Here is a 25,426-nt window from a genome sequence, read left to right as displayed (position 1 = left end):
CTGTATGGAGTATGGGCATGGTGGTGGCGACCCGAAAATGGATCGTGCGGCAGTTGACGCTGGGCGAATTCAATTCGAGCAGTGATGTTGTACGGCGTTCCTGCCGCATGGCCCTCAAGATCGCGGCCATCGCCTATGCCATGAACGTGCTCGCCCATTTCGCGCTCTATGGGCTGGGGCTCATGCCTTACGACCTCATGCCGGCGCTGGTCCTTGCGACCGCCTTGACGCCGCCGGTGTCGTTTATCGTGGCGGTCATCGCTTACTCGGTCGTCGGTTTCGCCATCCATGATCTTGCGGTCTCGCGCACGGAGCTCGAGAGGCTGAGCCGAACCGATATGCTCTCAGGTCTTCTGAACCGCAGAGCTTTCCAGGATGCGTTCGATGCCGCGTCCGGCGATGTGACGATGATCCTCTTCGATGTCGACCGGTTCAAGTCAGTGAACGATACCCATGGCCACAAGGCCGGCGACGACGTCATTGTCGCCGTCGCGAACATGCTGCGGTCCATCTATGGAGAGGGCCATGTCTGCGCGCGAATCGGTGGGGAGGAATTCGCCATCCTCAGCTTCCTCTCTTCGGACAGCGACAGTTTCGCCCTGGCGGAAGCGGCGCGGTTGAAGATCGCGGGAACGCCGATTTCGATTGCCTCCGGTGCGATCCAGGTCACGATATCAGGCGGCATTGCCCGCTCGACCATATCGCGGGGCTTCGCCGAGATTTTCGCCGCCGCCGACAGCGCGCTCTACCTGGCAAAGGCCGGCGGCCGAAACCGAATCATCCGCGCGTCGCAGGTCGAATCACTGACCGCGAGCCAGCGATCACGGCCGGAACAGCCTGGTGATCCGTTACCGATGCAGCGTCGGGCCTAAATCGAAAAAGCCCGGAAATGCTGGATTTCGGCGTTTTTACGCCACTGGCCTGCTTAAAATATTAGCGGCCCGACCCGCCCGGTTAACCAAAGTAAACGCTTCATTAACCTTAATGTCGTTCTAGTAGCTCATGGCGCAGGGTTCCGTTTTGGGAAATGCCTGCAACGTGCAGATATGAAGGCATAGCGGATTATTCGAGGGCGTTTGATGGGTAGCAAGCATGTAGCCGTCCTGATGGGCGGAATTTCCTCGGAGCGGCCGGTCAGCCTGTCCTCGGGAAATGCCTGTGCCCAGGCGCTGGAAGGCGAGGGCTATCGCGTCACCCGCGTGGATGTCGGTCGTGATGTGGCCCAGGTCCTGGCGGAACTGAAGCCGGATGTCGCCTTCAATGCGCTTCATGGGCCGTTCGGCGAGGATGGCAGCATTCAGGGCGTGCTGGAATATCTCGAGATCCCCTACACGCATTCCGGCGTGCTGGCCTCCGCCCTTGCCATGGACAAGGCGCAGGCGAAGATCGTTGCTGCTGCCGCCGGCGTTCCGGTTGCGGCAGGCCGCGAGATGAGCCGCTTCGATATCGGCCAGGAGCACCCGATCAAGCCGCCTTACGTCGTCAAGCCGGTGCGCGAGGGCTCTAGCTTTGGCGTCGTCATCGTGCAGGAGGGGCGCTCGCATCCGCCGCAGGTGCTGACCTCGTCGGAGTGGCGCTATGGCGATCGCGTCATGGTCGAGCGCTATGTCGCGGGCCGTGAAATGACCTGCGGGGTTATGGACGGCAAGGCACTGGGCGTGACGGAGGTCGTGCCGTTGACCGGCGCCTTCTACGATTACGATTCCAAATATGCGGCCGGCGGCTCCAAACACGTGCTGCCTGCAGAAATTTCACCGAAAATTTACCAAAAAATACAAGACTTGGCGGTCAAGGCGCATCAGGCCGTTGGTTGCCGTGGCGTTAGCAGGTCGGATTTCCGTTACGATGATCGTTTCTCTGAAGATGGAGAGGTGATCTGGCTGGAAATCAACACGCAGCCCGGCATGACCCCGACCTCGCTTGTGCCCGAGATGGCCGCACATGCCGGCCTTTCCTTTGGTGATCTGGTCCGTTGGATGGTGGAGGACGCGTCGTGTTTGCGGTGAGCGGCAAGAGGTCGGTTGATTCGCAGGATGACGGCGCATTTGGTGCGCCGGCCGCCGCTGAATCGTTCGTGTTGCCGCGACCCCTGCGGCGCATGGTGCGCTTTATCGTCAGCCTCTGCTCGGGGCGGATCGCCATCCCCAACCATGTCGGGACGGTTTCCCTTGCTGTCTATTGCGCTGCGGTTACGGCCCAGGGCGTGGTGGCAGGCGGGCATACGGCTACCGTGTTCCAGGCCGCAACGTCGATCGCCGGCTTTGCGATCGAGGATGTTCGCGTCTCCGGTAACACCCATACGTCGGAACTGGATATCCTGCAGCTGCTCGGTCTTGACGGCACGACGTCGCTCGTAGCACTCGATATTGACACGGCTCGCCAGCGCCTGACCGAACTTCCCTGGGTTCAGGCCGCTGAGGTGCGCAAGGTCTATCCGAACACCATCGAGGTGGCTCTGAAGGAGCGTGAGGCCTATGGCATCTGGCAGCATGGCAGCGATCTGGCATTGATCGAAAAGAGCGGCAGCGTGATCGCACCGCTGCGGGACAGCCAGTTCGCCTCTCTGCCGCTGTTTGTCGGCCGCGACGCGGAAACGGCTGCTGCCTCCGTCGAAAAGGAATTTGCCGAGTGGCCGCAGATTGCCGCCCATGTGAAGGCCTATGTCCGGGTCGCAAGCCGCCGCTGGGACCTGCACATGGACAATGGCATCATCGTCAAGCTGCCGCAGGATGGCTTGAGCGACGCACTTGCACTGCTGTCGCGTCTCGATGCCGAGCAGCAGATCTTGTCGCGTGACATCGCCTCCATCGACCTGCGGCTCAAGGATCGCACCACGGTGCAACTGACGCCCGAAGCCCAGGCACGCCGTCAGGCGGCGGTTGAGGCTCGGACGAAGGCACTCAAGAAGGCGGAGCAGAACATATGAACCTGTTCGGCTCATCCAATTTCGGCATGCCTCGGCTGAAGCCACTGTCCTCGAAGCGGTCACATGTCGTTTCGGTTCTGGACATCGGCTCCACCAAGGTGGTCTGCATGATCGGCCGGCTCAATCCGCGCAAGGAAAGCGCCGTGCTGCCGGGTCGCACGCATAGCGTGGAGATCATCGGCATCGGCCATCAGCGGTCCCGTGGCGTGAAGTCCGGCATCATTTCCGATCTCGACGCGCTGGAGAGCGTGGTTCGCCTGGCGGTGGATGCCGCCGAGCGCATGGCTGGCCTGACGGTCGAAAGCCTGATCGTGAACGTATCCGCCGGCCGGGTCGGCAGCGATGTCTACACGGCGACGATCGATCTCGGCGGCCAGGAAGTCGAGGCAAGCGATCTGCGCAAGGTTCTGGTTGCGGCTGCCCAGCAGTCGCAGGGGCTGGAGCGCGGCGTGGTCCATTCGCTGGCAACCGGCTTCTCGCTCGACGGCGAGCGCGGCATTGCCGATCCGCTCGGCATGTTCGGCGACGTGCTCGGTGTCGACATGCATGTGGTGACCGCCGAGCGTGCAGCGCTGAAGAATCTCGAGCTTTGCGTCAACCGGGCGCATCTGTCGGTCGAAGGCGTGGTGGCGACACCCTATGCCAGCGGTCTGGCTGCCCTGGTCGATGATGAAGTCGAACTGGGTTGCGCCTGCATCGACATGGGTGGCGGCATGACGACCATTTCCGTCTTTGCCGAGGGCAAGCTGATCCACACCGATGCGATCGGTCTTGGCGGCCATCACGTGACCACTGACCTGGCGCGTGGTCTGTCCACCCGGATCGACGATGCGGAGCGGCTGAAGGTGGTGCACGGATCGGCTCTGTCCAACAGCGCCGACGAGCGGGACGTGATTGCCGTGCCGCCGATCGGCGAAGACGAGCGTGACCTGCCGACCCAGGTGCCGAAGGCGCTGGTGACGAGAATCATCCGGGCGCGCATCGAGGAGACACTGGAACTGATCCGCGACCGAATCACCAAGTCCGGCTTCAGCCCCGTCGTGGGCAAGCGGGTGGTGCTGACCGGTGGCGCTTGCCAGCTCACCGGCATCCCGGAAACGGCGCGTCGGGTTCTGGCTCGCAATGTCCGCATCGGGCGTCCCATGGGTGTTGCCGGCCTGCCGGCTGCGGCCAAGGGGCCTGCTTTTTCCACGGCTGTCGGGTTGATGATCTACCCGCAGGTCGCGGACCAGGAGACACATATCGGCCAGGGCGGCATGTTCTCGCCCTTTGCCGCCGGAAATGGCCGTATTGCCCGCGTCGGGCAGTGGCTGAAGGAGAGTTTCTAGCGTTTTCCTCCCCGCGGATGCCCAAAAGGTTTTTCGCGAAAGGGAGCGTCGATTGAGTGAATTCCACCACCACGCAAGCTTCGCACAAGGTTGGCGGTCAGAGAAGATGAAATACTTGGCCGGCATGGCGATGCGGCCAGAGAAAGAAGGAACGGGTACCATGACGATAAAGCTGCAAAAGCCAGATATCACCGAGCTGAAGCCTCGGATCACGGTGTTTGGCGTCGGGGGCGGCGGCGGCAACGCCGTCAACAACATGATCACGGCCGGCCTGCAGGGCGTCGACTTTGTCGTTGCCAATACCGATGCCCAGGCCCTGACGATGACCCGCGCCGAACGGATCATCCAGCTCGGTGTGAATGTCACCGAAGGTCTTGGTGCCGGTTCGCAGCCGGAAGTCGGTCGCGCAGCCGCCGAGGAGTGCATCGATGAGATCATCGATCATCTCAACGGCACGCATATGTGCTTCGTCACCGCCGGCATGGGCGGCGGCACCGGCACGGGTGCTGCCCCGGTCGTGGCTCAGGCCGCCCGCAACAAGGGCATCCTGACCGTCGGCGTCGTCACCAAGCCGTTCCACTTCGAAGGTCAGCGCCGCATGCGGCTTGCCGAGCAGGGCATCGAGGAGCTGCAGAAGTCCGTCGATACGCTGATCGTCATCCCGAACCAGAACCTTTTCCGCATCGCCAACGACAAGACGACCTTTGCTGATGCCTTCGCCATGGCCGACCAGGTGCTGTATTCGGGCGTCGCCTGCATCACCGACCTGATGGTCAAGGAAGGTCTCATCAACCTCGACTTCGCCGACGTTCGCTCCGTGATGCGCGAAATGGGTCGTGCGATGATGGGCACCGGCGAGGCCTCGGGCCAGGGCCGCGCCATGCAGGCAGCGGAAGCTGCGATCGCCAATCCGCTGCTCGACGAAACCTCGATGAAGGGCGCTCAGGGTCTCTTGATCTCCATCACCGGCGGTCGCGACATGACGCTGTTCGAAGTGGACGAAGCGGCAACCCGCATCCGCGAGGAAGTCGATCCGGACGCCAACATCATCCTCGGCGCCACCTTCGACGAAGCGCTGGAAGGCATCATCCGCGTTTCGGTCGTCGCGACCGGTATCGATCGCGCCACCAATGCTGCTGCCAACAGCGCCTTCCAGGCCGCAGCCCAGTCGAAGCCCGTTATCCGTCCTTCGGCGGCCGTTGCTCCGGCTCCGGCCGCCATGCAGCCTGCAGTCGCGCAGGCACCCCGCGTAGCGGACCCGATCGCCGAGACCATCCGTTCGGCAGAAGCCGAAATGGAACGCGAACTGGAAATTGCCATGGCCCGCCAGGTTGCCGCCGCTCCGGCGCCGGCACCGATGCAGGCTCCCGTTGCCGAGGAGTTCCGCCCGCAGAGCCGGCTGTTCACGCCGCCTCCGGCAGTCGAGCCGCAGCCGGTCCTGCGTGCCGCAGCACCGCAGCCGGCGCCGGTCTTGCAGCGCCCCGCTGCTCCGATCGCCGCTGCACCGGTTGCGCCGATGCATCATGAGCCGGTCGCTCCGGTCCTGCGCCAGTCGGTCGATCCGGTCCGCATGCCCAAGGTCGAGGATTTTCCGCCGGTCCTACGCGCCGAGCTCGATCATCGCAGCCAGCCCGCGGCCGCCCCGACAGCCGACGAGCGTGGCCCGATGGGACTGCTGAAGCGCATCACCAACTCGCTCGGCCGTCGCGAAGACGAGGAGCAGGCGGTTCCGGAAATGACCTCCGCACCAGCCGCCGCCTCGCAGCAGCGTCGCCCGCTGTCGCCGGAAGCCAGCCTCTACGCACCGCGTCGTGGCCAGCTTGACGATCAGGGTCGTGCCGTTCCGCAGTCGCGTGCCTCGCACGAAGAAGATCAGCTCGAAATCCCGGCCTTCCTTCGCCGGCAGTCGAACTGATAGGCCCGGTCGGCGGCGATCGTCGCCACGACGCCCGGCGGATGCGAATCCGCCAGCCGACTTTGATGCGCCTTGTGAATGCCCGGGTAACAAACCCGGGCATTTTTGTTTGGTCTGGAGGCCATTATCAAATTATTTCAGATGGTTAACTTCGTAACAAATCGAAATGAACAGTGATTTGGAAAGTTGCGTCGACACCCGTATGAAGGATGCAGGGGAAGCAAGCATTAACCTAAAAATGTTTGTTCTGTCGCAGGCCGGCGATGCAGCTGGCCTGGATTGAAGAATGGCGATCCGCATAAAGGAAGGCAAGTTCATGGCAATCGGTTTGCTGGGGTTCCAGACCACTATCGCTGCACCGGTCACGTTGACGGGTATCGGCGTGCATTCGGGAACTTCGGTCTCCATCACCTTCCAGCCCGCTGAGGCCGGAACCGGCATCGTGTTCAACCGCATGGCGGCTGATGGGTCCATGATCGAGCTCAAGGCAGTTTCCTCGCAGGTCGGCAATACCGATCTGTGCACCGTTCTCGGCTTTTCTCCGGCCCATTCGGTGGCGACGATCGAGCATGTCATGGCCGCCATCTACGCCTATGGCGTCGATAACCTGGTCATTGAGGTCGATGGTGCGGAAATGCCGATCATGGACGGCAGCTCCGAAGCCTTCATGGACGCCTTTGAGCAGACCGGTGTGGTCAATCTCGGCGTCAAGCGCCGCTACATCCGTGTTGTGAAGCCGGTTCGCGTCGAATCTGGTGGGTCTTGGTCGGAGTTTCGGCCTTATGACGGCACGCGCTTCGAGGTCGAAATCGACTTCGATTGCCCGCTGATCGGTCGGCAGAGCTGGAAGGGGGACCTGACGCCGGTCTCCTTCCGCAAGGAATTGTCGCGCGCCCGTACCTTCGGCTTCATGCGCGACGTGGAGCGTCTGTGGGCCGCTGGATTTGCGCTCGGCTCATCGCTTGAAAATTCGGTCGTCATTTCCGACGACAATACCGTGATCAACATGGAAGGCCTGCGCTATCACGACGAGTTCGTGCGTCACAAGACGCTGGATGCCGTCGGCGATCTCGCGCTTGCCGGCGCTCAGTTTATCGGTTGCTATCGCTCCTATCGCGGCGGTCACAAGATGAATGCCAATGCGCTGAAGGCCCTGCTGTCGGATCCGACGGCTTACGAAGTCGTTGAAACGCGCTCGCGCGGCCAACAGGTTCGGGCCCGGGAATTCGTGCCGGTCAGCGTGGCTGATTTCGCGCCCTGGACGGCGTGAGCCTTTAAACCTTTGGAATTTATGATTGCCGCTGATGGAAATCGGCGGCAATTTTCGTTTCAGCAGAAGGGCCGCGCGCGGTGAATTTACGAAAATGGTGAGTTTGCGGCAAAGACTTCGCGCTGCCATAAAAATGCGTTAAAGCGCCATCATTGCGTTGCTCTGAAATGGCTTTTAAGGATAGAACGCGGTCGGATGCGATCGTGTTCAGCACGGCGACCGCGGACTTCGTGACGGAGGTTGCGGGGTTGCTGGTGGGAATTGAGTTGAACGCATCGACCCTGGGGATGCCGAGATGGTGTCCAGGGCCAGTGCCGGGCTGCAATCGGGATCTGTTAAATGGGTAATGTTGTGTCTTTGATGGTGAAGAAAGCGGCGCGGATCGGCTCTGTCGTTATCGTCGCAGCCGGGATCGGTGCGCTGCTGTCGTCCTGCCAGACGGATCCTGATATCGACATCACCAAGCTCGCTGCCGAGACCGAACCACCGGAAGTGCTCTACAATCAGGGTCTGGCCAATATCAAGGCCGGCAAGATGTCCGAAGCCATCCGCAAATTCGATGCCGTCGATGCGCAGAACCCGTTCTCCGAGTGGTCGCGCAAGGCGCAGGTCATGGGGACCTTCACCAAGTATCGCGCCGGTCGCAACACCGAAGCCGTGACCAGCGGCAACCGCTATCTCAGCCTCTATCCGCAGTCGGAAGACGCCGCCTATGTCCAGTATCTTGTCGGTCTGGCCTATTGGAAGCAGATCGTCGACGTGACCCAGGACCAGAAGAGCTCGCAGCGCACGATCGAGGCGATGCAGAAGGTCGTGGATAACTATCCCAATTCCGAATATGTCGACGACGCCCAGGCAAAGATCCGCTTTGCTCGCGACCAGCTGGCCGGCAAGGAGATGCAGGTCGGTCGTTACTATCTGGAGCGCAAGGAATTCCTCGGCGCCATCCAGCGCTTCCGTGCCGTTGTCGAAAAGTATCCGAACACCAATCAGGTCGAGGAAGCGCTTGCCCGCCTGGTCGAAGCCTATTTCGCCCTTGGCGTGGTTCAGGAAGCGCAGACCGCGGCGGCGGTTCTGGGCCACAACTATCCTGATAGCCAGTGGTATGCCGATTCGTTCAAGCTGCTGCAGAGCGGTGGCTTGGAGCCGCGGGAGAATTCCGGCTCCTGGATTTCTCGCGCCGGAAAGAAGCTCATCGGAGCCTGACCCCAATCTAGATCGAGAACATTGCGCCCATGCTGGTCCAGCTATCGATCCGCGACATCGTCTTGATCGAACGGCTCGACCTCTCATTCGAGGCCGGGCTTTCGGTGCTGACCGGTGAAACCGGTGCGGGCAAGTCCATCCTCCTGGACAGCCTGTCGCTCGCCCTTGGCGGGCGCGGGGACGGGTCTCTCGTTCGACACGGCATGGACAAGGGGCAGGTGACGGCCGTCTTTGACGTTTCCGGCACCCACAGGGCTCGCGCACTTCTCAAGGAAAATGGCGTCGATGACGATGGCGACCTGATCTTTCGACGGGTCCAGTCGGGCGACGGACGCACCCGTGCCTATATCAACGACCAGCCGGTCAGTGTTCAACTGATGCGGCAGGCGGGCCAGTTGCTCGTCGAAATCCACGGCCAGCATGACGACCGAGCGCTGGTCGATACCGATGCCCACCGGGTGCTGCTCGACGCGTTTGCGGGCCTGGCCGACGACGCAGCCGACGTGGGCGAGGCCTATCGCCGCTGGCGCGAGGCAGAGCGCGCCTACAAGACCCACAAGGCCAAGGTCGAGGCTGCTGCCCGCGAGGCGGATTACCTCCGATCTTCAGTCGAAGAGCTGGAGACGCTTTCGCCCCAGGACGGGGAAGAGGATGAACTGGCCGAGCGCCGCGCCGTGATGCAGAAATCCGAGCGGATCGCCGGCGATATTGCAGAAGCCTCCGAGTTTCTGAACGGCAATGCCTCGCCAGTGCCTGTCATCGCATCGTTGATGCGGCGACTGGAGCGCAAGAGCGCGGAAGCGCCTGGTTTGCTGGAGGAAACGGTCCAGCTGCTGGATTCGGCGCTCGATTCGCTCTCCAACGCCCAGATGGAAGTGGAAGCCGCCCTGCGGCGCACGGAGTTCGATCCGCGGGAACTGGAAAGGGTGGAAGAGCGGCTGTTTGCCCTGCGCGCTGCCGCCCGCAAGTACCAGGTCCAGGTGATGCAATTGCCCGCCCTGGCGCAGAAGATGATCAGCGATCTCGCGGACCTGGATGCAGGCGAGGAAAAACTCGGCCATCTCCTGGCTGCCGTCTCGGAAACGCGTGCGGTGTTTGATCGCAAGGCCCGTTCGCTCTCCGACAAGCGGCATCATGCGGCAAGCGCGCTTGCAGAGGCCGTGATGCAGGAATTGCCGGCGCTGAAACTGGAGCGCGCCCGTTTCATGGTGGAAATCACCAGCGATGCGGAAGCGCTGACGGCAGATGGCATCGACATCGTCGAGTTCCATGTGCAGACCAATCCCGGCACGCGTCCGGGGCCGATCATGAAGGTCGCCTCGGGCGGGGAACTGTCGCGCTTCCTGCTGGCGCTGAAGGTGGCGCTTGCCGATCGCGGTTCGGCGCCGACGCTGGTCTTCGATGAAATCGACACGGGTGTTGGCGGGGCAGTCGCAGATGCGATTGGCCAGCGTCTGAAGCGGTTGTCAGAGCGTGTGCAGGTTCTCTCGGTCACCCATGCGCCGCAGGTGGCGGCGCGGGCCGCGACCCATCTGTTGATTTCCAAGGGCCCCTCGGCCGAGGGCGGCGACCGCATCGCGACGCGTGTTGCGACCATGGAGCCGGGGCACCGCACGGAAGAGATCGCCCGCATGCTGGCGGGCGCGACGGTTACCGAAGAGGCGCGGGCGGCTGCGGCCAAGCTGCTGTCGGGCGAAAACTGATTTTTTCCCTGCTGGGTGAACGCGACGGCGTCTCGCGCGTTATTGATTGCCTCGCAATGATGCCTTTCCGCTTGCCATCCGGCAGTTCGCACGGTCATCCTTGCGCGGCACGTTCCTCAGTCCCGGTGATCGATGTTCGAAGTCCTCTCCAACTACTGGCCACATGTCCTGGCTGCACTTTCCGTGCTGATGGGCGGGGTCGCAGCCATCCATGCCGCCATGACCAAGCGGGACGTGCGCTCCGCCATCGGCTGGGTCGGCATCATCATCCTCTCTCCGATCGTCGGTGCCCTGATCTATACGGTCGCTGGCATCAACCGCATCCGCCGGGCCTCGAAGATGCTGCGCCGCGCGCGCCATCCGGGCCTCTGGAAAGTCTTGTCGCAATATGTTGTCGCGACCGGCGAGATCGAAGCGCAGTTCGGGCGGCGTTTTGCGGCGCTGAAGGTGTTGGGCGACCGGGTGGCCGGTCATAGCCTGACCTCCGGCAATCGGATCGAGATCCTCGCCTCGGGTGACGAGACCTATGACGCCTTCGCCAAGGCGATCAATGCTGCCAGGCATAGCGTGCTGCTGGAAACCTATATCTTCGACCGGGATGCGGCGGGGCTGAGGATCGCCGATTGTCTCGTTGCTGCCCATCGGCGCGGCGTCGAGGTGCGGGTGCTGATCGATGCGGTCGGCGCCCGCTATAGCGTGCCGAGCATTGTCGGCTACCTGCGTGAACGCGGGGTCACGACCGCCTCGTTCAATGGCCAGGTCATCCTCGGCCTGCGACTGCCCTATGCCAATCTCAGGACGCACCGGAAGATCCTGGTTGTCGATGGCGAGACCGCTTTCATGGGGGGCATGAATATCAGGGCGGGTTTTACCGGCCCGGACAGACTGCATGACACGCATTTCCGTCTCTCCGGACCCGTCGTTGCCGATGTGCAGGCCGTTGCGGCGGAGGACTGGGCCTTCGAGACGGGAGAGACGCTGACGGGGGAAGCCTGGGCGGTGTCCGTGGATTGCGAGGAGCCGGGCACAAAGCCTTATATGCGCGCCGTCGTGTCGGGGCCGGATACGAATCTCGAGACGAACCACAAGACACTGATGGGGGCGTTCTCCGTCGCGGAAACTTCGATCCGCATCATGTCGCCTTACTTCCTGCCCGACAACATCCTGCTCGGCGCGCTGGCGACGGCCGCTCGCCGTGGGGTGACGGTGGATATCCTGGTTCCCGCCAACAACAATCTGGCCATCGTCAGCCATGCGATGACGGCACAGTTCGAGCAGATCCTTAGGGATGGTTGCCGCATCCACCGGGTTCAGGGGCCGTTCGATCACTCCAAGCTGGCCACGGTCGACGGGCAATGGAGTTTCGTCGGATCGTCCAATCTGGATTCTCGATCGCTGCGTCTTAACTTCGAGGTGGATGTGGAGGTCTATGATCCTGCTTTCGCCGAGGCAGTGGACGCGCGCATCCGGCATGCGCTTGAACACGCCGAGGCGGTCGATCTCGATACGCTCAGACAACGACCATTCCTGGTCCGGTTGTTTGACCGTGTCGTTTGGCTGGCATCGCCCTATCTTTAGCGAATACCCAGGACGGAACGGCTCCGCATGAAGAAGAACAATGCCAATATCGCAAGCGCCCTGCTGGCTTCGATCCGCAACAGGCACAATCGCCCGGCCGAGCTTCTGCCCTATCACAGGCCTGCCGGCAGCCTGCTGTTCGCCTCCTACAATGTGCATAAATGCGTCGGTGTGGATGGCCGCTTCGATCCGGGCCGCACCATCGAGGTGATCCACGAGATCGATCCGGATGTGATTGCGCTGCAGGAGGCTGACATGCGCTTTGGCGAGCGGGCAGGGTTGCTAGACCTGCCGCGGCTTAGGCAAGAGACGGGCCTTGCGCCGATCCCGGTGACGGTGGCGGCAAAACCGAAGTCGCATGGATGGCGCGGCAATGTGCTGCTGTTCAAGCAGGGGGTGCTGCGCGACGTGCACCAGGTGGCGTTGCCGGGGCTGGAGCCGCGCGGGGCGCTGGTGGCGGAGATCGACCTTGATAACGGCAAGGCGCTGCGGGTGATCGCCGCCCATCTCGGCCTGATGCGTCGTTCACGGCGGCAGCAGGCCGATACGCTGGTCGACATCATCGGCATGCGCGAGGACTGCCCGACCGTACTGATGGGCGATTTCAACGAGTGGCGGCTCGGCAACGGCTCGTCGTTGAAGCGGCTGGAGCGAGTGTTCGGTCCGCTGCCGCCCGCGCTCCCGAGCTTTCCGGCGCAACTGCCCGTCTTATCGCTGGACCGGATCATGGCTAATCGCGAGGGTTTGATCCAGGAGATTGCCGTGCATGATTCCCCGCTTGCCCGCCTCGCATCGGATCATCTGCCGATCAAGGCGCGTATCGATCTGGGTACGGCGGTCGAGGCCTGAGCAGCATCTTTTCATTCGCTTTTTTTCGCTACAGCCCGTGCGCCAAATATGGCGCACAAAGGTTCGCTGTAGCTCTTTGTATCTGCTGCATAATTTTCGCCTTGAATCGATTTCGATTCAAGGAATTTTGCAGTAAGACGTTCAGGTTGAATACGGAGAGCGGTCATGTCGAACCCCATCACGCCAGTCGAGCAGCTTGACGCAGAGGCCGCACGCGCGGAACTGGAAAGACTTGCCCGCGAGATCGCGCACCATGATGCGCTGTATCACGGCAAGGACCAGCCTGAGGTTTCCGACGCCGATTACGATGCGCTGAAGCAGCGGAACGATGCTATAGAGGCGCTGTTCCCGGATCTCATCCGGACGGACAGCCCGTCGCAGAGGGTAGGGGCGGCGCCCGCCGGCATCTTTTCCCAGGTCACCCATGCCCGGCCGATGCTGTCGCTCGACAACACGTTTTCCGATGAGGACGTGGCCGATTTCGTCGCCTCGGTCTATCGTTTCCTCGGCAATCTGCCCGACCAGTCGATTGCCTTTACCGCGGAGCCGAAGATCGACGGCCTGTCGATGTCGATTCGTTACGAGAACGGTCGCCTGACCACGGCAGCGACGCGCGGCGACGGGACAACAGGCGAAAACGTCACAGCCAATATCCTGACCATCAAGGAAATTCCGCGGACATTGCCCGCGGGCGTGCCCGAAATCGTCGAGGTGCGCGGCGAGGTCTACATGGCCAAGAGCGATTTTCTGGCGCTGAACGCGCAGATGGAAGCCGAGGGCAAGCAGACCTATGTCAACCCGCGCAACACGGCCTCCGGTTCGCTGAGGCAGCTCGATCCCAAGGTTACCGCCAGCCGCAAGCTGCGCTTCTTTGCCTATGCCTGGGGAGAAATGTCGCAAATGCCAGCCGACACGCAATTCGGCATGGTGGAGACGCTCCGGGAATGGGGTTTTCCCGTCAACCCGCTGATGAAGCGGCTTTCCTCGACTGCCGAGATCCTGGAGCATTACCATGCCATCGGCCTGCAACGGGCTGATCTCGACTACGATATCGACGGCGTTGTATACAAGGTGGACCGCCTCGACCTGCAGGAGCGGCTTGGCTTCCGCTCGCGGTCGCCGCGCTGGGCGACTGCCCATAAATTCCCAGCCGAGCAGGCCTTTACCAAGGTGGAGGCGATCGACATCCAGGTCGGACGCACCGGGGCATTGACGCCGGTCGCAAGGCTGGAGCCGATCACGGTGGGCGGCGTGGTGGTCACCAATGCGACGCTGCACAATGCCGATTATATCGAGGGTATCGGCAATTCAGGCGAGCGGATCCGGCCCGAGGAGCATGATATCCGGGTGGGTGATACGGTCATCGTCCAGCGCGCCGGTGACGTTATCCCGCAGGTGCTGGATGTGGTGCTGGAAAAGCGCCCGGTATCGGCCGAAAAATATGTGTTTCCGACGAAATGTCCGGTCTGCGGCAGCCATGCCGTGCGTGAAAAGAACGAGAAGACCGGCAAGCTCGATTCCGTGACGCGCTGCACGGGCGGCTTCGTCTGCCGCGCGCAGGCGGTGGAGCACATCAAGCATTTCGTCTCCCGCAATGCCTTCGACATCGAGGGGCTGGGCACCAAGCAGGTGGATTTCTTCTTCGAGAGTGAAGACGATGCGCTGAAGGTCCGCACCGCGCCTGATATCTTCACACTAAAGAAGCGTCAGGAATCGTCCACGCTGACGAAGCTCGAAAATATCGACGGCTTCGGCAAGGTGAGCGTCAAAAAGCTGTTCGACGCCATTGATGCGCGGCGCGAGATCGCGCTCAACCGCTTCATCTATGCGCTCGGTATCCGCCATGTCGGTGAGACGACGGCCAAGCTGCTGGCGCGCTCCTATGGCAGCTATGCCGCCTTCGAAGAGGCGATGAAGGCAGCCGCACCGCGGGCCGGTGATGCCTGGAACGAACTCAATGCCATCGATGGCATTGGCGAGGTGGTCGCGGCCTCCATCGTCGAATTCTACAAGGAGCCGCGCAACCTCGAAGTCGTGGCACGGCTGATCGACGAGGTGACGCCGCTGGATGCCGAAGCGCCGGTGACATCAGGCAGCCCGGTCGCCGGCAAGACCGTCGTCTTTACAGGTTCGCTGGAGCGCTTCACCCGTGACGAGGCGAAGGCGCGCGCGGAAGGTCTGGGTGCCAAGGTGGCGGGATCGGTGTCCAAGAAGACGGACTATGTCGTGGCAGGCCCCGGGGCTGGCTCCAAGCTCGACAAGGCCCGCGAACTGGGTGTCGCCGTCATGACCGAGGACGAGTGGCTGGAACTGATCGGCGGATAGGCTCAGGGATCGGTGAAGCCGATGGCGCGTAGCGTCAGCTCGCGACCGGCGGGATCGGTCGCGAAGAGAACGGCACCGCGGGTCAGCGATTGTGCCGGCACATAGTCGAAGGTCACCTCTGCTTCCTCGACGACTTCGCCTCGTTCGCGAAGCTCTGCCCTGACGACGACGGCGGCCGCCGTGGTGTTGGAGCTGTTGGAGATCTCAAAGGTAACACGGTAGCCGCTGGCTGTCGCACCTTCAGAAACCTCGGCAACCTCCAACTCGGGCGGCTCCGCCGTATGGGTGAAGGCCTCCACGGCAATCCAGGAGAGGATGAACAGCACCAGCGCCGCCGAGATGATGCCTGTCACCCATTCGACCCAGTGGGGCTGGTCGCCTTCCGTATGCCGGCCTTTTGTCGTCGTGGTCATGGGTTACCTCACAGAATGAGCCGGGCCGCAGCCGCACCGAGCGACGCCGGAAAGGCCAGCACGATGACGGACAGCAGGACATTGGCGGCCGAGGTGTCGTCGATCCGCTCGAAGCTCCACAATGTGTAGAGGCTGATCGACAAGGCGATGACGAAGCCGGGCAGGGTGAAGCGCACGAAGGCATGCCACCACGGTGTGTCAGGCGAAAGCTCGTGGCCACCCTCGAACGACACCGCATAGACAAAGCCGTGCATCAAGGCGATCGAGAGGATCACCAGCGCCAGCGCGTGCCAGTGCGTCATCTTGTAGGCGATCACTATCATCTCTTCCGTGGGTGCAACATTGAGCGAGAGAATGAGCGCGCCGACGGCCATCAGAAACAATTCGCCGAAATAGGTGGTCTGCGTCTCGTCCGGCTCTTCTTCGTCCTCGTCGTCATCCGCATCGCCTGCCAACTGGCTGCGGCCCAGCATAGCGCCGATGCTGGCGGGCACGGACTGCAGGGCGATCTTGCCGATGATCTCGGTTCCCGGCATGTCGCCCTTCAACAACCCGAAAACCGTCAAGATCAGGGCGCTGGAGACAATGCCGATGCCATAGGCGACGGTGGCGTCGCGCGCGGCCTCCCGCCAGCTGACGGTGCGCTCGAAGCCGATGCGGTGGGCCAGCACGACCAGCAGGGGAATGTTGAGAAGCATCAGGAGAAGCAGGCGGTCGCGGCCCATGTAGAAGCCGAGGAACCACATCTCCATCGTCATGAGCATGGGCAATGCGAAGAGCAGGGCGCCGGCTATGCCGCGCGCCAGGCCCATCAGGAAGCGGTTGCGCCTCACACGGCGCGCGTCATCGAAACTGTCGCCGCTTTGCGCCGCCATATCCATCATTCATGCCCCTTGCCTGATGTGGCGGGGTAATGCGTGGATGGCGGATTTGTTCCTGAGATCGGACGAGGATGCCGGACCTGTGGCAGAGATCCGGCAAGCTGTCTTGTAAGCGGCGGAGACTGGCCCGGCCGCGATGGGAAATCAGCCCTTGGGCTTGTAGGGCTTCTTCTTGCCCGGTGCCGCATTGCTGCGGTCATCGAACTTGCCCTTGGGCTTGCCGGCATATGCCGGCTTGTCGCCTCTCGGCTTCCAGGCCTGCTTTTCGCCTGCCGGCTTCGGATCACCCCAGACGTCTCGATCGGCGCTGATCATGTCGTCGTCGCGGCGCTTGCCAGCATAGGGCTTCTTTTCGCCATAGGGCTTTTTATCGCCGAAGCTCTTCTTCTCGCCATAGGGCTTGCTGTCGCGGGCCGGCTTGTCGCGGCCACCGGAAAGGTCTGGAATCCCGTTCAGCCGCTTCACCCGGACGCCGCGCTCCATGGTCATGTCGGGGCCAAGCGCGCCGACGAAACCGTCGACATTGCCAGCCGCGATTTCGACGAAGGTCTCTTCGCCCTGCATCTTGATCGCGCCGATCTCATTCTTGGTGATCTGGCCGTGACGGCACAGCATCGGGATCAGCCAGCGCGGCTCGGCATTCTGCTTGCGACCTACCGACAGAGAAAACCAGACGCTGGGGCCGAATTCGCTGCGCGGACGCGGCTCGGCGCGCGGGCCGGGCTCGAAGTTTTCGCCTTCGCGGCGCTTGCGCTCGGGCTGTAGCGAGATCGGGATCAGGTCTTCCGGTGCCGAGCGGTTGCCGCGCTGCAGCCTCAGGAAGGCGGCTGCGACCTGTTCGGCGCTATACTGCGCCAGAAGGGTGGCGATGAACGGGGCTTCGTCCTCGCTCAGCGGCAGCGACAGGTTCGGATCGGCCAGCAGGCGCTCGTCGTCGCGGGCAATCACCTCGTCGGCGGACGGGGGCAGGGCCCAGGTCGGCTGGACGTTTGCGCCGCCCAGAAGTCGCTCCGCCTTGCGGCGGGCGCTGACGGGCACGATGAGGGCGGACACGCCCTTGTTGCCGGCACGGCCGGTACGGCCGGAGCGATGCAGCAGGGTTTCCGAATTGGTCGGCAGGTCGGCGTGGATGACGAGTTCCAGGCCCGGCAGATCGATGCCGCGGGCGGCGACGTCGGTGGCGATGCAGACCCTTGCACGTCCATCCCGCATCGCCTGGAGGGCATGGGTGCGTTCGTTCTGGGACAGTTCGCCCGAAAGCGCCACCACCGAGAAGCCCCTGTTGTGCAGGCGGGCCGTCAGGTGGTTGACCGCGGCGCGGGTGGAGCAGAACACGATGGCGTTGCGCGCCTCGTAATAGCGCAGGACGTTGATGATCGCATTTTCCCGGTCTGGATTGGCGACGGTCAGCGCGCGATATTCGATATCGACATGCTGCTTCTTTTCCGACACCGTTTCGATGCGCCGCGCGTCGCGCTGGTAGCTTTTGGCGAGGCCGGCGATCGACTTCGGCACGGTGGCCGAGAACATCAGGGTGCGGCGGTCGTCCGGCGAGGCTTCGAGGATGAATTCCAGGTCCTCGCGAAAGCCGAGGTCCAGCATTTCATCCGCCTCGTCCAGCACGACGGCGCGCAGTCCGGAAAGGTCGAGCGAGCCACGGGTGATATGGTCGCGCAGGCGGCCTGGCGTACCGACGACGATATGGGCGCCGCGCTCCAGCGCGCGCCGTTCGCTGCGCGCATCCATGCCGCCGACGCAAGAGGTGATGACGGCGCCGGTCAACTCATAGAGCCATTCAAGCTCGCGCATCACCTGCATGGCAAGTTCGCGGGTGGGCGCGATGGCCAGTGCCAGCGGGCTGCCGGCACGGGCAAAGCGGCTTTCCGTGCCGAGCAAGGTCGGCGCCAGCGCAAGACCGAAGGCGACGGTCTTGCCGGAGCCGGTCTGGGCGGAAACCAGGGCGTCGCGGCCTTCGAGATCGGGGTCGATCATCGACTGCTGCACAGGGGTCAGGTCGGTATAGCCGCGTTTACGCAAGGCTTCGGCAATCGCCGGGACGATGCCGTCAAATTCTGTCATGGATGTCGTCTTTCGAATTCAGGTCACTTGCACTCTTGGCCGATGGTGCAATCGGGCGGCAAACAAGGCCGCGCCCGCGCGAAGCGGGTTCAGATGGGGCGTTCCTAAACGTCAAAGCCGCAATTGTACAGCGCCGATTCTGCAAGGCAGACCTGAAAGGGACGGAATGGTTTACGCGGGATACGCATTCCATCTCCCGCTAGGCGGTCTCAGGGCCTTATCCGTGCCATGGCATAGGCATCAACATAGGCACCCGCACGATAGGCAAACTGGCGATGCGTGCCTTCCCGCTCAAAGCCGAAGCTTTCATAGAGCGCGATGGCCGGCGCATTGTCGATGAACACGGTGAGTTCCAGGCGGCGCAGATTGTACCAGTCATCCGCCATCATGATGACTTCGCCCAGCAAGGCGCGGCCGATGCCGCGGCGCTGATAGTCGTCATGCACGCCCATGCCGACGCTGCCGACATGGGCGCGACGTCCCAAAAACCGGCTGAGGCCGATATCGCCGACGATCCTGCCGTCAAGGACAGCCACGAGGTTGATATAGCCGGTAGGCGCATTTTCGATGCCCTTGCGGACTTCGTCTGGCGTGTGATGGGGAAGCCGCAGCGTGCCGTTGCGATAGCCCGGCATATTGTGCAGGGCCGCGATTTCTGGTGCATCGGAAGGGACCCGTCCGCGAATGCTTAGCCCTTCGGGCAAATATTGTCGGTAACGGATTGGTGGTGTCGGTGGTGCTTCTGCCATGGCTCTCTCATCGATTGCCGGGAGAGCAGGTGTCTTCAAACCCTACTCGCCTCGGTAGGGTTTGCCGGATGATCGCGTGTCTATGGACGTGACCGCGTTCCAGCGCCCTTCGACAGGACGACGGTGACATGGGTCATGTGCATGAGTGTAATGTTCGCGATCATGGAGGAAAACTGCCGGCTCGACTGTCAGTTGTCAATGACAGGATGAGAAGGTTGTGCTCTGTTCTCGACGATGTCGCGCGACGGCCACAGGCATTGTCCAGAGTGGACGGCTGACACCGAGAGCATTGTCCGAATCCCCGCTAACGCCTATTCCATCCGCATGACCATGTTGAACGCACTGCCTGCACTGCCTAATGGCAAGACCATCGCCATTGATTTCGAGACCGCCAATGAAGAGCGCGGAAGCGCCTGCTCGGTTGGCCTTGCCTGGATCGAGGATGGCCGGGTCGTCAGGGTGGAGGAGCGGCTGATCCGTCCGCGCTCGATGCGCTTTTCCTCGTTCAACATCGCCATTCACGGCATTCGACCGGAGCATGTCGAAGACGCGCCGGAATTTCCGGAGGTGATGGACGAGTTTGCCGACGACTTTGCCGGTGCCACCATGATCGCGCACAATGCCGCCTTCGATTTCAGCGTCTGGCGCAGTGCGCTTGATTCCTACCGGCAGGCCTATCCGCAGCTTTCCTACCTGTGCAGCGTGAAGATGGCGCAGCGGCTTTGGCCGCATCTGACCTCCCATCGGCTGAATGTGCTGGCGGATCATCTGGGGCTGATGTTTCGCCATCACAATGCCGCAGAGGACGCCGCCATCTGCGCGGAAGCCTCGATTGCCATGGCGCGGCAGGCGGGTGTGTCCCATGTCGCCGCCATTGCCGGGGTTATCGGCATGCGTCCCGGGCGTCTTTATGCCGGTGGCTATGAGGCGTGCTCCTGCCGAAGGGCATGAGGCCAGCCCTTGCAACGGTCATCGGCGTGCTTACCTTGGCTGCAACGGTTCATAGGAGAGTTCGATATGGCATGGAAGAAAATCCTGACGGGAGCGATGGCCGCCGGAGCCCTATGGGCGGGCGTAGCGTCGGCGGAAGTGATCGGCAAGGTCGGGGTCGACTGGGTCGGCAACGATATCGTCATCGAGGCCATGACGGATCCCAAGATTTCCGGGGTGACGTGCCACGTGACCTATTTCGATCGCTCCATCATCGATCGCCTATCAAAGGGCAACTGGTTCGAGGACCCGTCCAACAATTCGATCGCCTGCCGTCAGACGGGACCGATCACGATCGGCGATATCGACCTGGGCCAGGAGGGTGAGGAGGTCTTCCGCGAGGGAATGTCGCTGATCTGGAAGACGCTTGTCGTCAACCGGATTTATGACAAGGCCAATGATACGCTTGTCTATCTGGTTCATTCCCGCCAGGTCACGGACGGTTCTGCCAAGATGGCCATTTCCACGGTGCCGTTGTTCTCGCAACAGGTCACCTGGACCAATGGAAAGCCGAAGTAGCGCCTCGGTTGATGCTGCATGACCCTGTCGAACGCTGGTCCCAGATACAACCAAAATTGGTCAGGGTCATCGTCGCCAAATGAGCAAGTTTGTGCGCTCCGTCACTTTTGCCCTGTTAGGAATTGGTGCAAGCTCCCCAGTGGATATTTGATGGCTGAGGCGTAAACCCCAACGCTTTCCGGTCTGCTCGTATCTTGCCCAGCACCTTGGTGGAGCCAAACAATTTCGCCAAAGGCGAAAACGCCCTGAAAGCCAAGCTTTCAGGGCGTTTTTCTGATTGCCACATGTCTGTCAAATCAAGCCAGACTTAGCGGACGTAGACGATCTTGCCGCCATTTGCGGCCGTCTGGACGTCAACGACAAAGGACAGCTGCAGGTTCTGCTCGGCCAGCGCGCTCACGATCGCTGGGTCTGCCTGAACCTCCGCCTGAGCCTCCTGAACGCCAGCCGTGTCGGTTGCCTTCAGTTCGAGCTCGCGGAACTGGCTGCGTGTGCTGTCCTGGTTCAGGCTGTCGATCCGAACGATGCTGACACCGTCATCGGCCATCGGGGCCATGGCAGACTGTGCCAGGGCAACACCGCTGACAGAAGAAGCAGCCAGCATGCCGGCCAGTGCAATCTTGATGGTCTTGTTCATGTTCGTTCTCCTTCTCGTGTTTTATCTTTCCCGTTGGGGAAGCGATGGAGAAACGATGAGGAAACGGCATTGTTCCAAATTAAATCTTAAGAAAGCATATAGATATCAAATACTTGTGAAATCAAAATTTCGTGAGTGCTCTTGAATTTTTGCTCTGCTGATGACTGTGGGCGGCGTTGGAGGCGCGCCTGTCCCAACCGTGCTCCACTTGCCAGACACGGCTAATCGGGCCTCCAGCGCGAGGCTGGAGACCGATCTTGGGGAAGAGTAGGGCGTCGACGGCTCAGGCGGCCTGAGCGAGTTCGTCGGCGATGACCGTATCGAGATTGAGGAAGCAGACCATGGTCTTTTCCAGGGCGACAATGCCGCGGCAGAAGGCGCGCTGTGCTTCCGGGATGATTTCCGGTGCCGGCTGCAGGTCTTCCGAACGGATGGTCATCATGTCCGACACCTGCTCGACAAGCAGGCCAACGAGCTTGCCGGCGATGTCGGTGACGATGATGGCGGCCCGCTCGGATGGCTCGGTCATGTTCATGCCCAGACGGCAGGCCATGTCGATGACCGGGATCACGGCGCCGCGCAGGTTGATCAGACCCAGCACGTAGGGCGGGGTGTGGGGCATCGGCGTGACCGGTGCCCAGCCGCGGATTTCGCGGATCGCCATGATGTCGATGCAGAATTCCTGTTCGGCCAGGTGGAAGGATACGATTTCGAGATAGGCACCCGACTGCTTGATCGCGTTGGACATGTTCAGAACTCTTCCCAATTCTCTGCAGCCGCCTGTTGCTTGGGGGCGGCCGCTGTGCTGCGGTTCATCGCTCCCGCCACCTTGCTGACAAGTTGCCTGGCGGGAGACGGCTTCGGTAGGGAGGCAGCGGTTGCGACCTCCGGCTTACGGGCGGGAGCGGGGCTCCCGCCAATCTTGAACTGCGCCACCAGCCTCGTGAGGGCTTCGGCGTCGCTGGCAAGTGTGTGGCTTGCGGCATTGGTCTGCTCGACCATGGCAGCGTTCTGCTGCGTGACCTGGTCCATCTGGCTGACGGAGGAATTGATTTCGCCGAGGCCGATCGACTGGTCGCGCGCGGAGGTTACAATCGACTTCACGTGCTCATTGATGCGCGCGACATCCTCGCCGATGCGATGCAAGGCCTCTCCGGTGGCGGTGACGAGCTCAACGCCGGTCTTGACCTCGACATTCGACTTGCCGACCAAAGCCTTGATATCGCGGGCGGCGTCGGCGGCGCGTCCGGCCAGGGCACGGACCTCTTGCGCAACAACGGCAAAGCCCTTGCCGGCATCGCCCGCGCGGGCAGCCTCGACGCCTGCATTCAGCGCCAGCAGGTTGGTCTGGAAGGCGATCTCGTCGACCACGTTGATGATCTTGCCGATCTCTCCGGTCGCGCTTTCGATTCGCTCCATCGCCGCCATGGCATCCGAGACCACAGCGCCGGATTTCTCCGCATAGGTCTTGGCGTTGTCCACCATGTGGCTTGCGTCTTCCGCGCGGCTCGTGGCATTGCGGACGGTGACCGTGATCTGGTCGAGGGCGGCGGATGTCTGCTCCAGGGATGCGGCCTGCTGTTCGGTGCGGCGGGCCAGGTCGTCGGCCGCGCTGCGCATCTGCTGGCTATTGGCCTGGATGGAGTTCGTGTTGCCGGTGATGTCGCTCATCACCTGCTGCAGGCGTTCGGTGACATTGTTGAAATCGGCGCGCAGCTTGTCCAGGTCGCCTTCGAAAGGCACGTCGATGCGGACCGAAAGGTCGCCCTCCGACAGGCGGTTCAAACCAAGGCCGAGCGCGTCGACCACGTTCTTGACCGAAAGGGCATCGGCCTGGCTGACAGCATCGCGCTGGCGGCGCTCCGCATCGTTCTGAACCCGCGCGGCAGCGGCGTTGGCTTCCACGGTCTGTTTTTCGATTGCAGCGCGCCGAAACACATCGGCGGCGCGGGCCATGGAGCCGATCTCGTCCTGCCGGTCAAGCATCTCGACCTGGGTCTCGTAGTCGCCATCGACGATGCGCTGCATGCCGGCGCGAACCGCGCGGATGCCATTGGCAATGGCGTTGCCATGAATGATCTGAAGGACGAGCACCGTGATGAACGCCAGGCCGCCAAGGCCGATCTGGGCATAGAGGGTGTCGCGCGAGCGGGTGGTTGCCTCTGTGACCCGCTCTTCGGCGAGCTTGCCGGCGGCGACGGAGATATCGTGCAGCATGACGCTGATGCGCTCTCCGGCATCATCGATGACGTCGTCGATCTGCGCGTAGCTTTCCTCTGGTGCGCCGGTCTCGATCAGGTTCTTGAGGTCGGTTTCGATGGCCTTGCGAACAAGAGACAGGTCCGCATCGTAGCTGCTCACCTTGCCGGGGTCGCCGAGCCGGGAGGCAACATCCTTCAGGGTCGCGGATCCCGCCTCCAGCAGATCGGACTCTTTCTTGACCGCCGCAAGACGTTCCGGCGATATCTTGCCTTCGCCGCGATCGATGATGCTGTCCATCGCGATCAGCACCAGATTGGTGTTGGCGAGGCGCATTTCGTTGATGCGTTCGTTGGCCTTTTGAACTTCAATTGCGCGGGCAAGCGCGCTGCTGAGACCCGCGCTCTGGTACCAGCCGACGCCGAGCATGGACGCGATGCCAAACACCGCAGCGCCGCCCAGCGTCATGAGGCGTTGTTTGACCGTAAATTTCTTGCCAATCGCATCGCCTAACATGCAAGCCCTCGCGCTCCACGCGTTCCGTCAATCGTACTGCTGGTATCGATCATGCGGAGGCCGGGGGCGATCAACGCGCGGCGGACGTCATATCCAAATAACCCGGATGGGCATCTTCGCTTATCAACTGTCGCCAATATTAGTTAAACTTTCGCTAATACTAAAGGCAGCCGAAGCAATTGCGGGCGGAAACTGCTGTATACTGGGAAGTGTGCGAAGCCCAGATCAGCTAGAAGATCGGGGCGATCGCACGCCGGTAGAGATGCCATGTGGCATGGCCGGCGACGGGCAGGACGACAAGCAGTCCGAGGAAGGCGGGGATCAGCGCGACTAGCGTCAGGCAGGCTATGATGAAGCCGAAGAGCAGCATGGGTGCTGGATTTTCCGCCACGCTGCGCACGCTGGTGATCATGGCCGTGATGAAGTCGATGTCCTGGTCAAGCAGCAGCGGCATCGATATGACGGTTACGGAAAACAGAAGCGTTGCCAGCACGGCGCCGACGATCGTGCCGACGCAGAGAAATGTCAGGCCTTCGGGCGTTGTCGCGATGACGGTTGCCAAGGCGCCGAGCGATGCCGGGATCTTGAAGCCGAGAAACAGCGCCAGCAGCAGGCGCACCTGATAGATCCAGATCCAGAAGATGAACAGCACCGCAAACGCCATCCAGGACAGTTGGCGCTCCCTCTGGCGAAACACTTCGCCGAGGATACCCTGCCAGGTTATGGCGATGCCTGCTTGCCGGCGACGGCTGATTTCGTAAAGGCCGACCGCCACGAAGGGACCGATCAGCGGGAAGCCGATCGCCACGGGGATGATCATCCAGGGCAGGTGATAATAGGCCAGGAAGACGGTGATGAACACGCCGCCGGCTGCATAGATGGCGCCGAAGAACAGACCATAGAGCGGATAGCTCAGGAAATCCGCCCAACCCGCTAAAAATGCCGACTTCACATCGGCAAGCTCCAGCTTGTTGATCTTCAGCTTCGGCGGTATGCCCGTGATGGTCTGCTGTTCCATTCATCCCTCCCAAGACGATTGTGGCACCTTGAATCCTATGGGCAAATCGCTTGTGCAATCCTTGATTTCCGTCAAGCCTTCCCGGAGTTATGACGAAATAGTTGCCACTTTCGCCCTGACACCGGCTGCGTTATCATAGCGCCATGATTGCTGCTGCCATAAGATCATCTGCCTTCTTGCCCTTTGTGGCGCTGTCGGCGCTCGCTGTTGCCGCGGCGGCGATGGCTTTCACAGGCTGGCTGCATTTCGGTGACGCCATCATCCTGTCTCTTTCGGAAACAGGGCTCGCCTACTGTTTTTAGCGGATGGCCGATCGTGCCCGGAC

Annotated in this window: 24 protein-coding genes; 14 read left to right on the top strand and 10 right to left on the bottom strand. The window is 61.9% G+C overall.

All coding sequences use genetic code 11. The features are described 5' to 3' along the window. Positions 1 to 17: 17 nt before the first annotated feature. From B9A97_RS05120 to lpxC, 6 genes are all read left to right on the top strand, one after another. Positions 18 to 872 (top strand): GGDEF domain-containing protein, encoded by an 855-nt coding sequence (locus tag B9A97_RS05120; RefSeq protein WP_179145226.1) that lies wholly within the window; start codon positions 18 to 20, stop codon positions 870 to 872. Between the two features lie 207 nt (positions 873 to 1,079). After that, positions 1,080 to 2,006 (top strand): D-alanine--D-alanine ligase, encoded by a 927-nt coding sequence (locus B9A97_RS05115; RefSeq protein ID WP_084363952.1) that lies wholly within the window; start codon positions 1,080 to 1,082, stop codon positions 2,004 to 2,006. Next, positions 2,003 to 2,926 carry a cell division protein FtsQ/DivIB gene (locus tag B9A97_RS05110; RefSeq protein ID WP_244564140.1) on the top strand — a complete coding sequence of 308 codons (924 nt, stop codon included), beginning with the start codon at positions 2,003 to 2,005 and terminating at the stop codon, positions 2,924 to 2,926. The genes B9A97_RS05115 and B9A97_RS05110 overlap by 4 nt, the downstream gene beginning before the upstream one ends. Continuing rightward, positions 2,923 to 4,254 (top strand): cell division protein FtsA, encoded by a 1,332-nt coding sequence (gene ftsA / locus B9A97_RS05105; RefSeq protein ID WP_084363951.1) that lies wholly within the window; start codon positions 2,923 to 2,925, stop codon positions 4,252 to 4,254. Before B9A97_RS05110 ends, ftsA begins: the two co-directional genes overlap by 4 nt. A 160-nt stretch (positions 4,255 to 4,414) precedes the next feature. Then, positions 4,415 to 6,169, top strand: coding sequence for a cell division protein FtsZ (gene ftsZ, locus B9A97_RS05100; protein ID WP_084363950.1), 1,755 nt, complete (start codon positions 4,415 to 4,417; stop codon positions 6,167 to 6,169). Between the two features lie 316 nt (positions 6,170 to 6,485). Beyond that, positions 6,486 to 7,439: a UDP-3-O-acyl-N-acetylglucosamine deacetylase gene (gene lpxC, locus B9A97_RS05095; protein WP_084364153.1), complete on the top strand. Its 954-nt coding sequence runs from the start codon at positions 6,486 to 6,488 to the stop codon at positions 7,437 to 7,439. A gap of 19 nt (positions 7,440 to 7,458) precedes the next feature. Here the strand turns inward: lpxC and B9A97_RS29295 are convergent, their stop codons facing one another. Then, positions 7,459 to 7,764, bottom strand: coding sequence for a hypothetical protein (locus B9A97_RS29295; protein ID WP_143530332.1), 306 nt, complete (start codon positions 7,762 to 7,764; stop codon positions 7,459 to 7,461). Between the two features lie 35 nt (positions 7,765 to 7,799). Here B9A97_RS29295 and B9A97_RS05090 point away from each other — a divergent pair, with 35 nt between their 5' ends. The 4 genes from B9A97_RS05090 (at position 7,800) to B9A97_RS05075 (ending at position 12,775) form a co-directional block, all read left to right on the top strand. After that, a complete protein-coding gene (locus tag B9A97_RS05090; protein ID WP_143530347.1) occupies positions 7,800 to 8,645 on the top strand; it encodes an outer membrane protein assembly factor BamD in 846 nt (281 codons plus the stop codon). A 29-nt stretch (positions 8,646 to 8,674) separates the two neighbouring features. After that, positions 8,675 to 10,348 carry a DNA repair protein RecN gene (gene recN / locus B9A97_RS05085; RefSeq protein WP_084363948.1) on the top strand — a complete coding sequence of 558 codons (1,674 nt, stop codon included), beginning with the start codon at positions 8,675 to 8,677 and terminating at the stop codon, positions 10,346 to 10,348. 132 nt (positions 10,349 to 10,480) lie between these two features. Then, on the top strand, positions 10,481 to 11,926 hold the full coding sequence (gene cls / locus B9A97_RS05080) for a cardiolipin synthase (RefSeq protein ID WP_084363947.1): 1,446 nt from the start codon (positions 10,481 to 10,483) through the stop codon (positions 11,924 to 11,926). A gap of 27 nt (positions 11,927 to 11,953) precedes the next feature. After that, complete coding sequence (locus tag B9A97_RS05075) at positions 11,954 to 12,775, top strand: endonuclease/exonuclease/phosphatase family protein (RefSeq protein WP_084363946.1); 822 nt, start codon at positions 11,954 to 11,956, stop codon at positions 12,773 to 12,775. A gap of 11 nt (positions 12,776 to 12,786) precedes the next feature. Here B9A97_RS05075 and B9A97_RS29725 read toward each other — a convergent pair whose 3' ends face one another. Further along, a complete protein-coding gene (locus tag B9A97_RS29725; protein ID WP_179145225.1) occupies positions 12,787 to 12,942 on the bottom strand; it encodes a hypothetical protein in 156 nt (51 codons plus the stop codon). Between B9A97_RS29725 and ligA the strand changes: the two genes are divergently transcribed. Then, positions 12,941 to 15,100, top strand: a complete 2,160-nt coding sequence (gene ligA / locus B9A97_RS05070; protein ID WP_084363945.1) for an NAD-dependent DNA ligase LigA — start codon at positions 12,941 to 12,943, stop codon at positions 15,098 to 15,100. The two genes, B9A97_RS29725 and ligA, sit on opposite strands and share 2 nt — an antisense overlap. 2 nt (positions 15,101 to 15,102) lie before the next feature. Here the strand turns inward: ligA and B9A97_RS05065 are convergent, their stop codons facing one another. The 4 genes from B9A97_RS05065 to B9A97_RS05050 form a co-directional block, all read right to left on the bottom strand. Then, entirely contained in the window at positions 15,103 to 15,513 is a 411-nt protein-coding gene (locus B9A97_RS05065; protein ID WP_084363944.1) for a TIGR02588 family protein, read from the bottom strand. A gap of 8 nt (positions 15,514 to 15,521) precedes the next feature. Continuing rightward, positions 15,522 to 16,388, bottom strand: coding sequence for a TIGR02587 family membrane protein (locus tag B9A97_RS05060; protein ID WP_084364152.1), 867 nt, complete (start codon positions 16,386 to 16,388; stop codon positions 15,522 to 15,524). 150 nt (positions 16,389 to 16,538) lie between these two features. After that, the gene (locus B9A97_RS05055; RefSeq protein ID WP_084363943.1) at positions 16,539 to 18,473 is read right to left on the bottom strand and encodes a DEAD/DEAH box helicase; all 1,935 of its coding nucleotides are present in this window, start codon (positions 18,471 to 18,473) and stop codon (positions 16,539 to 16,541) included. Between the two features lie 209 nt (positions 18,474 to 18,682). Continuing rightward, a complete protein-coding gene (locus B9A97_RS05050; RefSeq protein WP_084363942.1) occupies positions 18,683 to 19,222 on the bottom strand; it encodes a GNAT family N-acetyltransferase in 540 nt (179 codons plus the stop codon). A gap of 324 nt (positions 19,223 to 19,546) precedes the next feature. On the opposite strand from B9A97_RS05050, the gene B9A97_RS05045 reads away from it, so the two are divergent. Both B9A97_RS05045 and B9A97_RS05040 read left to right on the top strand, forming a co-directional pair. Beyond that, positions 19,547 to 20,173, top strand: coding sequence for a 3'-5' exonuclease (locus B9A97_RS05045; protein WP_244564133.1), 627 nt, complete (start codon positions 19,547 to 19,549; stop codon positions 20,171 to 20,173). A gap of 66 nt (positions 20,174 to 20,239) precedes the next feature. Beyond that, a complete protein-coding gene (locus tag B9A97_RS05040; protein WP_084363941.1) occupies positions 20,240 to 20,731 on the top strand; it encodes a CreA family protein in 492 nt (163 codons plus the stop codon). A gap of 307 nt (positions 20,732 to 21,038) precedes the next feature. On the opposite strand, the gene B9A97_RS05035 is transcribed toward B9A97_RS05040, so the two are convergent. The 4 genes from B9A97_RS05035 to B9A97_RS05020 form a co-directional block, all read right to left on the bottom strand. Then, positions 21,039 to 21,368: a hypothetical protein gene (locus tag B9A97_RS05035; protein ID WP_084363940.1), complete on the bottom strand. Its 330-nt coding sequence runs from the start codon at positions 21,366 to 21,368 to the stop codon at positions 21,039 to 21,041. Between the two features lie 283 nt (positions 21,369 to 21,651). Next, positions 21,652 to 22,116, bottom strand: a complete 465-nt coding sequence (locus B9A97_RS05030; RefSeq protein ID WP_084363939.1) for a chemotaxis protein CheW — start codon at positions 22,114 to 22,116, stop codon at positions 21,652 to 21,654. Positions 22,117 to 22,118: 2 nt separating this feature from the next. Beyond that, entirely contained in the window at positions 22,119 to 24,083 is a 1,965-nt protein-coding gene (locus tag B9A97_RS05025) for a methyl-accepting chemotaxis protein (RefSeq protein ID WP_084363938.1), read from the bottom strand. A gap of 229 nt (positions 24,084 to 24,312) precedes the next feature. Then, a complete protein-coding gene (locus B9A97_RS05020; protein WP_084363937.1) occupies positions 24,313 to 25,101 on the bottom strand; it encodes a DUF2189 domain-containing protein in 789 nt (262 codons plus the stop codon). Positions 25,102 to 25,244: 143 nt separating this feature from the next. Here B9A97_RS05020 and B9A97_RS29720 point away from each other — a divergent pair, with 143 nt between their 5' ends. Continuing rightward, positions 25,245 to 25,403 carry a hypothetical protein gene (locus tag B9A97_RS29720; RefSeq protein ID WP_179145224.1) on the top strand — a complete coding sequence of 53 codons (159 nt, stop codon included), beginning with the start codon at positions 25,245 to 25,247 and terminating at the stop codon, positions 25,401 to 25,403. The last annotated feature ends 23 nt before the right edge of the window (positions 25,404 to 25,426 follow it).

This window comes from Rhizobium sp. RU36D (assembly GCF_900176345.1).
Classification (GTDB): Bacteria; Pseudomonadota; Alphaproteobacteria; order Rhizobiales; family Rhizobiaceae; genus Allorhizobium.
The sequence above is the reverse complement of the archived record's forward strand: the minus strand, read 5'-3'. Positions and strand labels throughout refer to the sequence as shown.

Coding starts and splice junctions, on each gene's coding strand:
- B9A97_RS05120 (WP_179145226.1), top strand. CDS start 18: ATGGTGGTGGCGACCCGAAAATGGATCGTGCGGCAGTTGACGCTGGGC.
- B9A97_RS05115 (WP_084363952.1), top strand. CDS start 1,080: ATGGGTAGCAAGCATGTAGCCGTCCTGATGGGCGGAATTTCCTCGGAG.
- ftsA (WP_084363951.1), top strand. CDS start 2,923: ATGAACCTGTTCGGCTCATCCAATTTCGGCATGCCTCGGCTGAAGCCA.
- ftsZ (WP_084363950.1), top strand. CDS start 4,415: ATGACGATAAAGCTGCAAAAGCCAGATATCACCGAGCTGAAGCCTCGG.
- lpxC (WP_084364153.1), top strand. CDS start 6,486: ATGGCAATCGGTTTGCTGGGGTTCCAGACCACTATCGCTGCACCGGTC.
- B9A97_RS05090 (WP_143530347.1), top strand. CDS start 7,800: ATGGTGAAGAAAGCGGCGCGGATCGGCTCTGTCGTTATCGTCGCAGCC.
- recN (WP_084363948.1), top strand. CDS start 8,675: ATGCTGGTCCAGCTATCGATCCGCGACATCGTCTTGATCGAACGGCTC.
- cls (WP_084363947.1), top strand. CDS start 10,481: ATGTTCGAAGTCCTCTCCAACTACTGGCCACATGTCCTGGCTGCACTT.
- B9A97_RS05075 (WP_084363946.1), top strand. CDS start 11,954: ATGAAGAAGAACAATGCCAATATCGCAAGCGCCCTGCTGGCTTCGATC.
- ligA (WP_084363945.1), top strand. CDS start 12,941: ATGTCGAACCCCATCACGCCAGTCGAGCAGCTTGACGCAGAGGCCGCA.
- B9A97_RS29725 (WP_179145225.1), bottom strand. CDS start 12,942: ATGACCGCTCTCCGTATTCAACCTGAACGTCTTACTGCAAAATTCCTT.
- B9A97_RS05065 (WP_084363944.1), bottom strand. CDS start 15,513: ATGACCACGACGACAAAAGGCCGGCATACGGAAGGCGACCAGCCCCAC.
- B9A97_RS05060 (WP_084364152.1), bottom strand. CDS start 16,388: ATGGCGGCGCAAAGCGGCGACAGTTTCGATGACGCGCGCCGTGTGAGG.
- B9A97_RS05055 (WP_084363943.1), bottom strand. CDS start 18,473: ATGACAGAATTTGACGGCATCGTCCCGGCGATTGCCGAAGCCTTGCGT.
- B9A97_RS05050 (WP_084363942.1), bottom strand. CDS start 19,222: ATGGCAGAAGCACCACCGACACCACCAATCCGTTACCGACAATATTTG.
- B9A97_RS05045 (WP_244564133.1), top strand. CDS start 19,547: ATGACCATGTTGAACGCACTGCCTGCACTGCCTAATGGCAAGACCATC.
- B9A97_RS05040 (WP_084363941.1), top strand. CDS start 20,240: ATGGCATGGAAGAAAATCCTGACGGGAGCGATGGCCGCCGGAGCCCTA.
- B9A97_RS05035 (WP_084363940.1), bottom strand. CDS start 21,368: ATGAACAAGACCATCAAGATTGCACTGGCCGGCATGCTGGCTGCTTCT.
- B9A97_RS05030 (WP_084363939.1), bottom strand. CDS start 22,116: ATGTCCAACGCGATCAAGCAGTCGGGTGCCTATCTCGAAATCGTATCC.
- B9A97_RS05025 (WP_084363938.1), bottom strand. CDS start 24,083: ATGTTAGGCGATGCGATTGGCAAGAAATTTACGGTCAAACAACGCCTC.
- B9A97_RS05020 (WP_084363937.1), bottom strand. CDS start 25,101: ATGGAACAGCAGACCATCACGGGCATACCGCCGAAGCTGAAGATCAAC.
- B9A97_RS29720 (WP_179145224.1), top strand. CDS start 25,245: ATGATTGCTGCTGCCATAAGATCATCTGCCTTCTTGCCCTTTGTGGCG.